At 58.6% G+C, this 15,954-nt stretch carries 7 protein-coding genes; 3 read left to right on the top strand and 4 right to left on the bottom strand.

The window, feature by feature from the left end:
• The first annotated feature begins 43 nt into the window (after positions 1-43).
• Positions 44-382: a ferredoxin FdxA gene (fdxA, locus tag CFBP5473_RS01445; protein WP_027673531.1), complete on the top strand. Its 339-nt coding sequence runs from the start codon at positions 44-46 to the stop codon at positions 380-382.
• 141 nt (positions 383-523) lie between these two features.
• On the opposite strand, the gene holA is transcribed toward fdxA, so the two are convergent.
• From holA to leuS, 3 genes are read right to left on the bottom strand one after another with little or no spacing between them, the layout of a single operon-like run.
• Positions 524-1,561, bottom strand: coding sequence for a DNA polymerase III subunit delta (gene holA / locus CFBP5473_RS01440; protein WP_027673530.1), 1,038 nt, complete (start codon positions 1,559-1,561; stop codon positions 524-526).
• 9 nt (positions 1,562-1,570) lie between these two features.
• The gene (locus CFBP5473_RS01435; protein WP_027673529.1) at positions 1,571-2,119 is read right to left on the bottom strand and encodes an LPS assembly lipoprotein LptE; all 549 of its coding nucleotides are present in this window, start codon (positions 2,117-2,119) and stop codon (positions 1,571-1,573) included.
• The gene (gene leuS, locus CFBP5473_RS01430) at positions 2,109-4,739 is read right to left on the bottom strand and encodes a leucine--tRNA ligase (protein ID WP_027673528.1); all 2,631 of its coding nucleotides are present in this window, start codon (positions 4,737-4,739) and stop codon (positions 2,109-2,111) included. The genes CFBP5473_RS01435 and leuS overlap by 11 nt, the downstream gene beginning before the upstream one ends.
• Before the next feature lie 192 nt (positions 4,740-4,931).
• On the opposite strand from leuS, the gene CFBP5473_RS01425 reads away from it, so the two are divergent.
• The gene (locus CFBP5473_RS01425; RefSeq protein ID WP_027673527.1) at positions 4,932-5,591 is read left to right on the top strand and encodes a YggS family pyridoxal phosphate-dependent enzyme; all 660 of its coding nucleotides are present in this window, start codon (positions 4,932-4,934) and stop codon (positions 5,589-5,591) included.
• Positions 5,592-5,680: 89 nt separating this feature from the next.
• Here the strand turns inward: CFBP5473_RS01425 and CFBP5473_RS01420 are convergent, their stop codons facing one another.
• Entirely contained in the window at positions 5,681-14,173 is an 8,493-nt protein-coding gene (locus CFBP5473_RS01420) for a glycoside hydrolase family 94 protein (protein WP_027673526.1), read from the bottom strand.
• Positions 14,174-14,767: 594 nt separating this feature from the next.
• On the opposite strand from CFBP5473_RS01420, the gene CFBP5473_RS01415 reads away from it, so the two are divergent.
• Complete coding sequence (locus CFBP5473_RS01415) at positions 14,768-15,907, top strand: M20 aminoacylase family protein (protein WP_106389315.1); 1,140 nt, start codon at positions 14,768-14,770, stop codon at positions 15,905-15,907.
• The last annotated feature ends 47 nt before the right edge of the window (positions 15,908-15,954 follow it).

The raw sequence follows: 15,954 nt of genomic DNA, 5'->3' as shown, positions 1-15,954 counted from the left end.
TTTCAAAGCCAAACCACCCGGCCTGCATATTCTGGAGTTCATCATGACGTATGTCGTGACCGACAATTGCATCCGCTGCAAATATACCGACTGTGTTGAAGTCTGCCCCGTGGACTGCTTCTATGAGGGCGAGAATTTTCTGGCGATCAATCCCGATGAGTGCATCGACTGCGGCGTATGCGAGCCGGAATGTCCCGCCGAGGCCATCAAGCCGGATACGGAGCCGGGTCTCGACAAGTGGCTGAAGCTGAATGCCGAATATGCCGCCATCTGGCCGAATATCACGGTCAAACGCGACCCTATGCCGGAAGCCAAGGAAATGGACGGCGTGGAAGGCAAGCTGGACCTCTATTTCTCCGCAGAGCCCGGCAAGGGCGACTGAGCGAGAATCTACTGCGCGAATTTTAAAAGCCTCCCGGCAAAGCTGAGGAGGCTTTTTCAATGTCTGTGAGCCGCTTTCTACGTTGAGACAAATGCAGTCATTATTCTGCGACGTATGACAGCGCCGCCTGCCTGCCGAACCTCAACTCCCTCGTCCCGCCTGAAGCGTTGTAGCGAGCAGCGTTAAAAGTGCCACGCTTTCCTCCAGGCTTTGCCTCTGACGGCTTTGGAGGATGGCGGACTGTAATCGGTTCATCTCACGCGCAATCGCCGCTGGCTGCCATGTTCTGAGCGCCCGCTCGATCACCGGCTTGCGCCGAAAGTGAATGCCGCGCCCGAGCGTCTGCATGACCTGACCGGCCTGCAGCTTCTTCTCATCCATTTCGGCCCGCATCTGGTCGAGAAGCTGGAACTGCCGCAGGCACCCCTGAAGCACGAGAAAGATCGGGGTCTTTGAGGAAATGATCTTCTGCGTTGCGTGGAAGAAGGCATTGCGGTCGCCTTTCAGAATGGCATCCACGGCATCGTCGGCGGAAACCGCGCTGGCATCGCCTATGATCGCCGCAACATCATCCTCTTCGATCACATCGCGACCACGGCAATAGAGCGCCAGCTTCCTGACCTCGTTGCGCGACGCGATGCGGTCGCCACCAAGCGATTCGATCAGACGCTGGCGCGCCGCTGGCGATATGCGAAGCTGTTCATCTGCGAGCTCGTGATCGATCAGCGCGTTCAGCGAACGGGCATCGTCCGCGTAGCAGGGAATGGCAGCAATAGCCCGCGACGGCTCGGCGATCTTGCGCAGGCCGACACCCTTCTTGATGTCACCGGCTTCGATGATCAGAAAGCTCGATTGAGGCGGCGTCTCAGCCAGCACGTTAAGCGCATCCACAAGCGCTTTCTCGTTTGCAGCGCCCTTCACCCAGACAAGCTTTTCTCCGCCGAAGAGACCGATGGCATTGACCTCATCCAGAAGCCGCCCGGGATCACCCTGCAGATCGGTCACGGCAAGCTTCAGGGACGCAAAGGCATCGTTGGGATCGATACCGGTCTTGGAGGCAATGGCTGCGGCGCGCTCGGAAACGAGACCGCGGTCAGGCCCGTACAGGACGAAGATGCGAAAACGCTCCGCCGGGTTCTCGGCGAAGCGTTCGAATTCATGAGACTTTATTTCCGTCATGGTCGCAGCTCATCGGCTGAGCGTGGCGGCAATGTCCGTGCGGATGATCTCGGCCAGTTCGCGCGCGGCACGGTTTTCACCGTCACGAATGGCGCGGATCTTGGCAAATTCCTGCTGTGGCAGGTCGAGCATGGAGGTGACGGTGCGCTTGGCGGAACGTAGCACCTGACCGTCCGACACGCGCGTCAGCACATATTGGCCCGTCATGGTAACGCGACCCGGATAGGGACCGTCATAATTGTTCTTGGCAGCCGAAAGGCTCGTATCGTTCGTGACCTCGGTGGAGGTCGCGCTGGACGTGACGACGAGCTTCACCTGATAATCCGTCTTCGTCGGCGAGCCTTCGCCGCCGTAAGCCAGAAATACGAGATGGTTACGCACTTCCTGTGTCAGCCGGTCGCTGGCTGGAGAAAAGTTGACCGAAGCCAGCTTCTCACGCGTTCCCGAAGCTTCGCCATAGAGAGGGCGCACCTGGCAACCCGCCAGAAGGCCAGCGAAGAGAACGACTGAAATTGCCGCTGCTACGCGGCCCCATCTGGAATAGGCATCAGACAACAATGTTCACAATCCTTTGTGGAACCACGATGATTTTCTTCGGCTCGGCACCGGCCAGCGCCGCTTTCACGGCATCCACTTCCAGCACGGCGGCGCGGACGGCATCTTGATCCGCATCGCGCGCGATTGTCAATTCGCCACGCTTCTTGCCGTTGATCTGGATCGGCAGAACGACATCGTTCTCCTCGACCAGCGCGGGAACGAAATTCGGCCACGCCGACTGCGCGACCAGACCGCTATTGCCCAGCACCGTCCAGCACTCTTCCGCCAGATGCGGGGTCATCGGCGCGATCATGCGGATAAGGATTTCGACCGCTTCGCGCGCGGCTGCCTTCACATCGTTCGGCTTGCCGCCAGCAGCGATCTCGGCCAGAGGCCCGGCAATCGTGTTGACGAATTCATAGATGCGGGCAATCGCCTTGTTGAAGGCGAGCTTGTCCAGATACTCCTGAACGGCCTTCAGCGTCTTGTGCGCGGCCTTGGACACGACAAGACCTTCGCCTTCCGTTGCAGGAGCGGCGTTCACCGTCTTGAGCTCTTCCGCTGCTTCACCGACGATGCGCCAGACGCGCTGCACGAAGCGATGCGCGCCTTCGACACCTGCTTCCGACCAGATCACGTCGCGATCCGGTGGGCTATCCGAGAGGACGAAGAAACGGGCGGTATCGGCGCCGTAAGACGCAATGATATCGTCCGGATCGACCACGTTCTTCTTCGACTTCGACATCTTCTCGATGGAGCCGATAGCGACTTCCTCGCCGCCTTCCAGCATGAAGGCGCGGCGCTTGCCGTCTACTTCTTCGATGCGGATGTCTGCCGGTACGACCCACTGGCCGTTCTGGCCTTCACCGAGGCGATAGGTCTCATGCACCACCATGCCCTGCGTGAACAGGCCCTTGAAGGGCTCCTTCACGTCCACATGGCCGGTTTCCTTCATCGCGCGGGTGAAGAAGCGGGAATAGAGCAGATGCAGGATCGCGTGTTCGATACCGCCAATATACTGGTCTACAGGCAGCCAGCGATTGGCGACCTTCGGGTCGGTCGGCTGGTCTTCCCACGGCGCGGTAAAGCGGGTGAAGTACCAGCTGGAATCCACGAAGGTATCCATGGTGTCGGTTTCGCGCCGTGCATCATGACCGCATTGCGGGCAGGCAACGTGACGCCAGGTCGCGTGGCGATCCAGCGGGTTGCCGGGCACATCGAAAGTCACGTCATCGGGCAGCTTGACCGGAAGATCCTTCTTCGGAACCGGCACGACGCCACAGACTTCGCAGTGAATGACCGGGATCGGGCAACCCCAATAACGCTGGCGCGAAATGCCCCAGTCGCGCAGGCGGAAATTCACCTTGCGCTCTGCCTGCGGCTCATTGCCCAGCGTCTGAGCGGACAGCCTGGTGACGACGGCTTCGAAAGCATCCGTCGTCTTCATGCCGTTCAGGAACTTGGAGTTGATCATGATGCCGTCATCGACATAGGCCTCGTCGCCAACAGCGAAGGTCTCGGCATCACCATCTTCCGGCATCACGACAGGCACGACCGGCAGCCCGTATTTGCGGGCGAAATCCAGGTCGCGTTGATCGCCGGACGGGCAGCCGAAGATGGCGCCCGTGCCATAATCCATCAGAACGAAGTTGGCGATATAGACCGGCAGCTCCCAGGAGTGATCCAGCGGATGCACGACCTTGACGCCCGTATCCATGCCCTTCTTTTCAGCCGTTTCCAATGCTGCCAGAGACGTTCCCTGACGACGGCATTCGTCGCAGAATTCGGCGATCTCGGCGTTGTTTTCCGCCAGCTTCTTCGCCAGCGGATGGTCTGCGGCAATGGCAAGGAAGGATGCACCGAACAGAGTGTCCGGGCGTGTCGTATAAACCGTAACGTCATCGAAACCGGCAGGTGCTGTTGCAGCAACCGTCTGCCAGCGCAGCGACAGACCTTCGGACTTGCCAATCCAGTTCTTCTGCATCAGACGGACTTTTTCCGGCCACTGGTCCAGCTCATCCAGCGAGTCCAGCAGATCCTGACTGAAATCGGTAATGCGGAAGAACCACTGCGTCAGTTCACGCTGTTCGACCAAAGCACCGGAGCGCCAGCCGCGCCCGTCGATAACCTGCTCGTTGGCCAGAACGGTATGATCGACCGGGTCCCAGTTGACCTTGGATTGCTTGCGGTAAACCAGCCCCTTCTCCATGAAGTCGATGAACAGCGACTGCTGGCGGTGGTAATAATCCACATCGCAGGTCGCAAATTCGCGCGTCCAGTCCAGAGACAGGCCCATGGACTTCAGCTGGCTGCGCATGCTCGCAATGTTCTGGTAGGTCCAGTCCTTGGGGTGAACCTTGTTCTGCATGGCGGCATTTTCCGCAGGCATGCCGAAGGCATCCCAGCCCATGGGGTGCAGGACGTTATAACCGCGTGCGCGCTTGTAACGCGCAACGACATCGCCCATGGCGTAATTGCGCACATGACCCATGTGGATGCGGCCCGAAGGGTACGGGAACATCTCAAGAACGTAATATTTCTCGCGTGCATCGCTGTTGTCTGTGACGAAAACCTTGTCTTCGTTCCACTGCTGCTGCCAGCGCGGCTCGGCGTCGCGAGGATTATAACGTTCGATGGCCATACTTCTGAAATCCGGGTATCGAGGGTAAATTTGCGCTGACCTTCACCATGAAACGACCCATGCGTCAAGTTTGGGAGGGGTTTCGCGGGACAATCTTCACGCTACCGCGCTTAAATGGTGACAATCGCGCTTGGCATCAAGGCGAAGCGCGTTTACCTAGCCTGCTAACGCATTCAAACGAAGGTCTTTGTCATGGAAATCGAAGCGCGTCTCGAAGAGGTCAGGCATCGGATCAGCAGCACAGCCGAAAAGGCCGGTCGCAAACCCACCGATGTCAATCTGGTCGCCGTCTCCAAGACCTTCGACGCAGATGCAATCCAGCCGGTGATGGATTGCGGACAGCGCGTTTTCGGTGAAAACCGGGTTCAGGAAGCGCAGGGCAAATGGCCAGCGCTTAAGGAAAAGACGCCGGATATCGAACTCCACCTGATCGGCCCGCTGCAATCCAACAAGTCGGCGGATGCGGTGGCGCTTTTCGACGTCATTCAAAGCGTGGACCGCGAGAAGATCGCGCGGGCGCTTTCCGAGGAATGCCAGAAGCAGGGCAGGGCACTGCGCTTCTATGTGCAGGTCAATACGGGGCTTGAGCCGCAAAAGGCGGGAATCGATCCACGCGAAACCGCAGCTTTCGTCAGCATGTGCCGCGATGAGTTGAAGATCGCCGTCGAGGGCCTGATGTGCATTCCGCCTGCCGATGAAAATCCCGGCCCGCATTTCGCGTTGCTGGGTAAGCTTGCGAAGGAATGCGGTCTGGAAAAGCTGTCCATGGGCATGTCCGGCGATTTCGAAACCGCCATCGAATTCGGCGCGACGAGCGTTCGAGTCGGCTCCGCGATTTTCGGCGCGCGCTGAACCATAATATCTCAACAAAAAGCCACGGCACCCTTCGGCGCCGTGGCTTTTTATTTGGACGGAGGACAGACAGCCTGCCCTCCGATCAATCAGTCGAACGGAATTGCGCGATCGGTACCCGATGCCGGCTTGCCATCGAGCGTAACGGCGACGTCCGGTGAACCTGCGGTGCGCTTGACGACGACTTCTCTCGTCTTGCCTTCCAGCGTGATTTTGGCGGAGAACGTATCCCAGCCTTCCGGCAGCGAAGGCTCTATATGTAGCTTTCCGCCGATCCGCGTGATGCCGAGTATGCCTTCGACAGCAGCACGGTAGAGAAGCCCTGCGGAGCCTGTGTACCAGCTCCAGCCACCGCGACCGGCATAGGCATTTTCGCCATAGACATCCGCCGTCACCACATAGGGCTCCACGCTATAGGCCTCGGCTGCACCACGATCCAGCGCATGGTTGACCGGGTTCAGCATAGAGAAGCACTTCCATGCATCCTCGCTGCGACCGAGCTTGGCGAGCGCCAGCACGACCCATGTCGCCGCATGCGTATATTGACCGCCATTCTCACGGACACCCGGCGGATAACCCTTGATGTAGCCAGGATTATGCGGCGTGCGACGGAAAGGCGGCGTGAACAGGCGGATGATCCCCGTCTCTTCATCGACCAGCTTCGTCATCACGGCATCCATGGCCTGCTGGGAACGCTGCTCCTCGCCTTCACCGGACAGAACACTCCAGCTTTGGCCGAGGGAATCGATCTGGCATTCGTCGCTGGTGGAGGAGCCGAGCGGGGTACCATCGTCGAAGTAACCACGACGATAATATTCGCCATCCCAGCCAGCGGTTTCCAGCGCTGCACGCAGCTTGTCGCGGTGCGTCTTCCAGCGTTCCACACGGTCAAGATCGCGCCGCTCTTCGGCAATCGCAATAAGATCGCGCAGCGTGCCGCAGAGGAACCAGCCGAGCCATACGCTCGTACCCTTGCCGCCAACACCGACGAGGTTCATGCCGTCGTTCCAGTCACCGCCCAGCATGAGCGGAAGACCGTTTTCGCCGGTGCGATGGATCGCAAGATCGAGCGCAAGTGCCACGTGCTCATAAAGGCTCGCGGTCTTGTCGCTGACTTCCGGCTGGAAGAACGCGTCATGCTGACCGGGCATCAGCGCCGCACCCTTAAGGAAGGGGATTTCCTCGTCAAGGATCGCCTTATCGCCCGTTGCCGAGATGTACTGATAGGTCGCATAGGCGAGCCAGACCACGTCATCGGAGATCGTGGTGCGGACACCTGCACCCGTCAACGGCAACCACCAGTGCTGGACATCACCTTCCACGAACTGACGCCCGGCTGCACGCGTGATCTGCTTGCGCGCGAGTTCCGGCTGGTAGAGCAGGAAGGCAAGCGTATCCTGCAACTGGTCACGGAAACCGAAGGCACCGCTGGACTGGTAGAAGGCGGTGCGTGCCAGAATGCGGCAGGCAAGCGCCTGATAGGGCAGCCAGCTGTTGACCAGATGGTTGAAGCCCGCATCCGGCGTGGACACCTGCAACTGGCCGGTAAAGCCAGCCCAGAAATCCTTGTTCGCCTGAAGCACCGTATCGAAATCAACCTGACGAATATCCTTCACCAGAGCGCGGGCTTCTTCGACAGTGTCGCTATCGCCAAGATAGAACAGCACATGCCGCTCTTCGCCGGGCTTCAGATGGATTTCCTGCATCAACGCGGCACAGGGAGCGCCATCCAGCTCCGTGGTGCCGGAAAGAGCGGCACCCGTCACCACTGCCTGCGGCGAGTGGATCGAGCCATAGCGACCGATGAACTCCCGCTTGCTGGTGGTGAAGCTTGTCGATGGTGCATCGAGCGAGAGGAAGGATGCCCTCTTGTTATAGTCGATGCTGTAGGGGTTCGAGGCGAAAAGTGCGCCCGTTTCCTCATCATGGCTGCTGAGGATGAAGGGAGCTGATTTCTGCGTGTTATTGCCCAGCACCCATTCGACATAACCATAGGTCTTCAGGCGTCTGTTCTGCGTTCCGACGTTGCGGATCGTGAGGCGCGAAAGCTTGACCGGCTTTTCGCGATCCACTGTCTGCGTCACCTCGATATCGAGACCATCATCCACGCTACGGAAGGTGGAGTAACCGAGACCATGACGGGCCTCGAAAACGGCTTCCGGGTGGCGGCCGATAGCGGCGAACGGCGAGTGGATCTTTCCGCTGTCGGCATCGGCAACATAGATCGCCTCGCCGGGACGATTGGTCACCGGGTCGTTCGTCCATGGCGTCAACTGATAGTCGCGCGAGTTTCTGCTCCATGTGAAACCAGCGCCTTCCGCCGAAACATGGAAGCCAAACTTTTCATTGGAGATGACGTTGATCCATGGATGCGGCGTGGATTGGCCGCGGTTCAGGCGCACGACATATTCACGCCCGTCCTTGGTGAAACCACCGAAGCCGTTCCAGAAATCGAGATCATGCGCATCCTCGACAGGATCTGCGACCGGATAGGCAGGTGCAGGCAGGCGTGCCAGCGCCACATTGGCATTGTCCGGTCCGCGATGGGCCGCAAAGAGCGACACGGCGCGGTTCACCTGATCCACGATCTTGCCGTTGCGGACGTGAAGAACGACACGGGACGCGGCGAGAAGTGCCGACCAGGTTTCCTCGTCGATCAGATCGCGGCGCACCGAGAAGACATGCGGTCTGCCGCCATCTGCCGGATTGATACGGCGCTGCGCTTCGGAAATGTGATCCAGCGCATGCTGCATGTCCTGGGCATAGGAAGCCGCACGTTCGTTGACGATGACGAGATCGAAGATCACGCCACGTGCGCGCAGATATTCATGGGCACTCAGCGCTTCACGCGCAATGTCCATATCCATGTCGTCATTTATGCGAAGGGCGAAGATCGGGAAGTCGCCCGAAATCGCCAGCGGCCAGAGGGCACGCTGCGAGGCAAGGCCCGTCTTCAACGTATCCGCATCGGCGCGCAGATGCATATCCGGATAAACCAGATAACGTGCAAGATGCTGGAACGCCGCCGCCTGCTGGGAAGTGACGCCGACATGGCGCATCTGAACCTGCGTGCGCGTCCAGGCATGAACGAGTTCATGCGCGAAAGCATCCGGGTGACGGTAGCGATCGATAGCCTTGTCGACCTCTTCGCGGCTTGGTGCGGCGATGGTCCAGAAAATCACACTGACTTTCTTGCCCGCCGGTACGCGCACCACACGGCGAAGCGACAGGATCGGATCGAGCGTAAAGCCATCGGCGCTGGAGAGCGTCGCACCCGCGTCGAATGCGGCAGCTTCCGAAAGCGAACGTCCGCGACCGAGGAACTTGGCGCGATCCGTTTCGAATTCCGTCTGGCGTGACGAACCGGCATTGTCCGCTGCTAGATGGGCGATAACGGTACCGGCTTCACTCGGCGAGCGCTTGTTGCGCCATGCACGAATGACATCGCCGCGCTTGCCGATTTCCGTCTGCACGAACATGCGGGAAAAGAGCGGATGAGCATTGTCATCGTCTTCATTCGCAATGACGGGCTCCATATAGGAGGTCACTTCGATGTAACGATCTTCCGTTCCGACATTGAGAAGCGTGACGCGGCGGCCTTCCGCATCATGCTCGGTGGCGACGATGCATTCGACCACGCTCTGCAGATCACCCACGGTTTTGTGGAACTCGGCGCGATCGTCCATGAAGACGGTCTTGGTCTTTTCGCCTTCAGCGACACGCGGCTCAGCCGTGGCGCTCCACCACTGACCGGATGCCGTATCGCGCAGGAAGAGGAACGTGCCCCAGCGATCTTCCGTCGGATCGGCCTTCCAGCGCGAGATCGCCTGACCGTTCCACTTGGAGTAACCGGCACCCGTCGCCGTCAGCATGGTCGAATAGTGACCGTTCGACAGGAACACCACTTCGCGGTCACGGACAGCCGGATCGGCAATCGTGCGAACTTCGGCACGCAGCAGGTCGGCCTGTTCCTTGCCGGGCGTTTCCGGCTCGTATTTCGCGCTCATGACCGGCACTTCGCGCGGCGCCTTTTCCTGCAACAGCAGTTCGGCCGCCTCGATGACCGGGTCGGCGTGGAAGAGTTCACGCAGGAAGCCATCGAATGCCACGTTGGCGACAGCCGCAATCGACATGCCATGGTGGTGGGCGTAGTAGTTGTAAACAACCGCGCAGACCTTGCCATCCGGCACACGGGTCGGCGTGAAGTCCACGGCATCATGGAAACCGTAGCGTCCAAGAGCGCCGAGCTTGCGCAGCTTTTCAAGGTTTTCCAGCGCGCCATCCGGATCATACTGCGCAGCGAGAATGGAAGCGTAAGGCGCGATAACGGCGTTCTGGCCGAGGCCGCGCTTGAGGCCGAGCGTCGGCACACCGAAGTTGGTGTACTGGTAGTTCATATTATGATCGCGCGCGTTAAAAGCGGCTTCGGAGATGCCCCACGGCGTACCGAGACGGCGGCCATGGTTCATCTGTTCCCGGACGATCAGATTGTTGGTCTGGTTGAGAATACCACCCTGACGCTCCTGCATGACAAGCGGCGGCATCAGATATTCGAACATCGAGCCCGACCAGGAGACCAGCGCACCCTGGGCGCCAATCGGCACGACCTGGCGACCGAGACGATACCAGTGCTCCGTCGGCAGGTCGCCCTTGGCGATGGCGAAAAGGCTGGTCAGACGGCACTCGGAGGCCAGAAGGTCGTAGCAGGCCTCGTCCAGTTCCTTGCTTTCCACGCGGTAGCCGATGGAGAGCAGACGGCGATCCTTGCGATAAAGGAAACCGAAGTCCATGGAGAAGGCGAGATCGCGGCTGCGATCCCTCAGCGATGCGAGACGCTCGCGAAGCGAATCGATGGTCGAGTGATCGAAGGCGCTATCTGAAATATGCGCTTCACAGCAATCCACCAGCATCTGCGCCCAGCGGGTCACTTCTGCACTTTGCTCGGACTTCACTTCCAGATCGAGGTTGGAAGCGAGCTTCTGAATGTCACGCGCCAGAACCGCAAGGTTGATGACGCGGATGGACGCAAACTCATGCTCGCGCTTCACGGCAGCAAGCGCGTTGGAGAAGCCGATGATGCGCTCTTCCAGACGACGATGCAGCGGACGCAGGTTCTTGCGGTCGTCCGGCAGTTCTTTCAGGCTTTCACGGACAATACCTGCGACATCGCCGATACCATCGAGATTGCCCTGAAGATGCGCCGATGGCGCTTCTGCCCACTGGCGGCAGGCAGAGGAAATGGCGATCAGGTGACCTGCGAGGTTACCGCTATCGACAGCCGAGACATAACGCGGTCCAAGCGTCTGAAGCGTATCCGTGTGGTACCAGTTATAGAGGTGACCGCGATACTTCTCCATCTTCTCGACGGTCTCGATGGTCTTCTCCAGACGCTCGATGGTATCGGAGAAGCTTATCCAGCCGAACTGGCGCGCGGAAATAGTCGACAGCAGATAAACGCCGATATTAGTGGGCGAAGTACGGCTGGCAACGATCGGCTCCGGCGTTTCCTGGAAGTTATCCGGCGGCAGATAGTTCTCGTCCTTGTTGACGAAAGTTTCGTAGTAACGCCACGTGCGACGTGCGATCTTTCTCAGCTCGCTCGAAACATGCTCGGACACGAACATGCGGTCCTCGGTCTCAGCCGACTGGCTGACATACCACGCGACGACAGGCGAGAAGACCCAAAGAAGCGCGAAAGGCACGCCCACAAGGAAGGCGTTGTCTCCCGGAAGCGAAGCGAACAGCAGGCCGAGCAGCGCTACGACCGGCGCATGCCACATCTGACGGTAATAATCGAAAACGCTGCCCTGCGCGCTGGACTGGATGCTGGCGGCAGTGCGCCATTCCAGCATCAGCTTGCGGCTAACGAAGAGACGATAGAGCGAACGACCGATGGCATCCGCCATCATGCATGCGCCATCCGCGATGAAGACGATGCGCAGGGCAACCTGCGCATTGGTCGCGCGGATTTCAGACCAGATCGTATGGAAATGCGCCTGCGGCACGATATCGGTGGAGCGCGGCACGAGACCGGACAGCAGCGAGATCGTCGGGGCAACGAAGAGCGAGAAGATCAGCAGGATCTGCCAGATCAGCGCGCCGAACGGACCCATGAAGTACCAGCCGAGGACGGATGCAACGAACCAAGCAATCGGCGTCAGTGAACGACGGAGATTGTCGATCATCTTCCAGCGGCCAAGCGGAGTAACGCCGCGCGCGGCATCGAGAATATAAGGCAGCAGCTGCCAGTCGCCACGCGCCCAGCGATGCTGACGCGAAACTTCCACCTCGTAACGGGTCGGGAAGTCTTCAACCAGTTCCACATCGGTCACCAATGCGCAGCGCGCAAAGGAGCCTTCAAGAAGGTCGTGCGATAGAACGGCATTTTCTTCGATACGGCCCTTGAGCGCCGTTTCGAAAGCATCGACGTCATACAGACCCTTACCCGTGAAGGTGCCTTCCGAGGTCAGGTCCTGGTAGACGTCGGACACGGTAAAGACATAAGGATCGATACCGCGATTGATCGAGAAAACGCGCTGGAAGACGGATGCGTCCTTACCGGTCGTCAGAGACGGTGTGACACGCGGCTGCAGAAGACCGTAGCCGTGGATGACGCGACCGGTCTCTGCATCGTGAACCGGTCGGTTGATCGGGTGATGCATCTTGCCGACGAGCTTGGTCACGGCGTCGCGCATCAGGCGCGTATCCGCATCCAGTGTCATCACGTATTTGACGTTCTCAGGCACGATATTGGCGCCGCTGAGGAAGGTCGTATCCTTGTCGCCGCGCAGCAGCAGGTTCAGTTCATGCAGCTTGCCGCGCTTGCGCTCCCAGCCCATCCAGCAACCTTCGGACGGATTGTAGATGCGGCGGCGATGCAGCAGGAAGAAGCGGGTCTTGCCATCAAAGGCGTAGCGCGCCGAAAGCGTTGCGATTTCGCGTTTGGCATAGTCAAGTATTTCCACATCCTCGGGCGTCTGCTCCTGCTGGGCATCGCGCCAGTCGCTGATCAGCGAGAAGTAGATTTCACCATGCGGATTGGCGAGATAATGAACCTCGAGATTGCGGATCATCTCATCGACGGCATCGCGACTGGTGATCATGCACGGCACGGCGACCAGGGTACGCGCATCTTCAGGAATGCCGTTCTTGAACTCGTAACCGACGAGGCGGAACGGCTTGACGAAGAATGTGACCAGCGTGTTGAAGAGACCCGTCGCGCCTTCCGACGCCGGAAGCGCAAACATCAGCAGGAACGCCGTAACCACGTACCAGGGCATGCCCGCTTCTGCCAGGAACCAGCCCACGGCAAGCATGGCAATCGCAGTCAACACCAGAACCGGTGCCGCAACCGCCATCCAGTTGAACCGGCGCATAACGCGCACGATCTTCTGCGAGACAAGCGGGTTATAGCCGATCCGTTTCTCAAGCTCCTTGCGGCGCTGGCCGACGAGGAAGGAGCCGACATTCGGCTGATGCGGATATGTCTCGTTGGACGAAGCGGTCTCGGCCACCATGTCGACCGCAGTCTGGGCGACTTCCACTTCGGTCTTGGAGGACCGGCGTGCCAGAAGCTCCACGGTGTTGCGGTAAGTATTGCGTGAGCCGAAATCCAGTGTCTCGTAATCGGTCTGCTCACGCAGAACCTTGTCGATATGGCTGACTTCCTCGAACCAGACCGACCATTCCGTATCATCGATCTCGCGCAGGCTCTTGACGATGTTACCCATCGTCACATTGCCGGAGGCGAGGCGGTTATGCTCCGCCATCATCACGTTTTCGGCGTCGGTACCGACGCTGTGAAGACGCTCTTCCAGCCAGTTCAGCGCAAAGTTCGATGTCTGTGAACCGTTTCTCAGACGGTAGAGGAACTGCGTTGCGAAGGTCGGATCATCGACCAGCGGGTCGATCTGCTTCAGGAATTCGGCGGAAGGCTCGGCCTCGTTGAGGCGGATGATTTCATCGACAACCTCATTCGCCTTCTGGCGCATGCGGCGCGAACGCTCCACGCGAATGGAAATGCGGCGCAGGTTTTCGATCAGCACGAAGCGGAGGAAGGAGGGCAGGGCCCAAAGCTCACCGATCTGCAATGTGCTGGATGTCTGGAAGCCTTCGACAAGCGCCGTCAGGCTTTCACGCGATACCGTACTGTGCGTATGGGCCACATAAAGCCAAGCCAGCGCCATAACCCGCGGAATTTCGACATTGCCGACCTTCATCGTCGGAAGCTGACGATAGAACTTGCGCGGGAAGTCGCGGCGGACTTCCTGGATCGCCTCTTCGATCACGTAGTGGTTGTCCAACAACCACTCGGCAGCAGGCGTAATCGTCTGGCCGTTTTCCGAATCCACCGCCGTCGTGCGGTACACTCTCAGAATTTCTTTTTCATTCTCGCGGTGACGCGCGAAGAAATCGAACTCCATGAAGCCCGGCAGGGTTTCGGCACCGGACTTTGAAAGCTCGGCTCCGCAAGCCTTCAGTTCGTCTATATTGAAATAGACGGACCGGATCGAATCGTTGTGATCGATCTGCTTGGTTTCTGAATCACGGGCGGCGGCGGTCGGCGTAATATGAAATGACATCGGCTCGTATTCTGGACCCTGAATGGAGATGCTTTAGACTTGTCTTAACCGGTACTTGTTTCAGTTTGCTTGTCGAGATTGAAACAACGTAGCTTTATTTCGCGCCGATCCTGAACCTTTGCTGAACCGTCGCGAACCAGCGAACGACGATTGGGATTGAAGTGCTCGCCCAACATAGTGGCTTTTTTGGGCGCATGGGATTTTAAAAAGCAATATCAATGGCTTGGAAGATATATCGCGAGTTGAGGCAGGGATATAAATCCCACCTTCGCAAATGTTTCGCCCACTCCCCCAATGCGAAAACGTCCACGCCCTTTCAAAATCCCCTCTTCAAGCACGATCCTGCTTCTTTTCTCGAAGCGATGTGACCCGAAGCTTGGGAATGTTTCAAGGCGCTTTCAGTTCCATGCCATCTGTTTTGTTCCTGCGCAAGCGGCGAAATATCGGGGTGTGCGGCTCCGGTCTTACCAGCACTCGCCAATGCTGCTATTCCTCTGCCTTGAGATTATGCCGGGCACTCGCAAGCCTGAGCAGGAAACTGGAATTCCCATCATGACGTCCCAAACCAAAACCATCTCCGCTTCATCCAATATCATGGAGGAGGTTGTCGAAATCCGTCGGCACTTGCATCGTCACCCCGAAATCGGCCTGTCGGAATTCAAGACATCCGATTTCATCGCGGATCGGCTGGTATCCATGGGGTACGAGGTGACGAGAGGTCTGGCCGGTACGGGCGTCGTTGCCACGTTGCGACACGGAAACAGCGGCAAAAGCGTGGGTATTCGCGCCGATATCGACGCGCTTCCGATCCACGAGGAAACGGGCGCGGATTATGCTAGCGAAAACCCCGGCATGATGCATGCTTGTGGCCACGACGGACATACCGCCATGCTGCTCGGCGCAGCGAAAATCATTGCGGAACGTCGTAATTTCGATGGCACCGTCAATCTGATTTTCCAGCCGGCCGAAGAGAATTTCGGCGGCGCGCGCATTATGATCGAAGACGGATTGTTTGAACGTTTTCCGTGTGATGCGGTGTTTGCGCTACACAATGAGCCAGCACATCCCTTCGGTCACTTCGTTCTCCGCGACGGCCCCATTATGGCGGCGGTGGACGAATGCAAGATCATCGTCAAAGGTTATGGTGGACACGGCGCCGAACCTCAAATCGCATCGGACCCGATCGTTGCGGGAGCTAGCATCATCATGGCGCTGCAAACCATCGTTTCCCGTAACATCCACCCTTTGATGCCAACCGTGGTAACCGTCGGTGCCTTTCACGCGGGGGTGGCGAGCAACGTGATCCCAGAAACAGCCGAGATGTTACTGACGATCCGTTCTTTTGATCCCGAAGCACGTGATGAACTTGAGAAGCGTATCCGACTGGTTGCAGAAGGGCAGGCTGCGAGTTACGGGATGACCGTGACGCTGGATTATCAGCGCGGCTATAGCCCGACCGTCAACCACAAGGCTGAAACTGATTACGTTATGGGCTTGGCATCTCGGTTTGTAGGCTCGGACAAAGTAATGGAAATGCCTCGTCCGTCCATGGGGGCTGAAGATTTCGCCTATATGCTGGAAAAGCGTCCCGGAGCCTACTTCTTCCTGGGCACCAAACGCACCGAAAACGATCCGCCGCTTCATCACCCGAAATTCGATTTCAACGATGACATCCTGCCAATCGGAACGGCATTCTGGGTCGAACTGGTCGAAGATTATCTGAAGTCTGGCTGAGGCAGAAGCCGCGTCGCGCAAAGCCCACGGCTTGCGCGACAGCACGG

The sequence above is a fragment of the Agrobacterium larrymoorei genome (assembly GCF_005145045.1).
Taxonomy (GTDB): Bacteria; Pseudomonadota; Alphaproteobacteria; order Rhizobiales; family Rhizobiaceae; genus Agrobacterium; species Agrobacterium larrymoorei.
The sequence above is the reverse complement of the archived record's forward strand: the minus strand, read 5'-3'. Positions and strand labels throughout refer to the sequence as shown.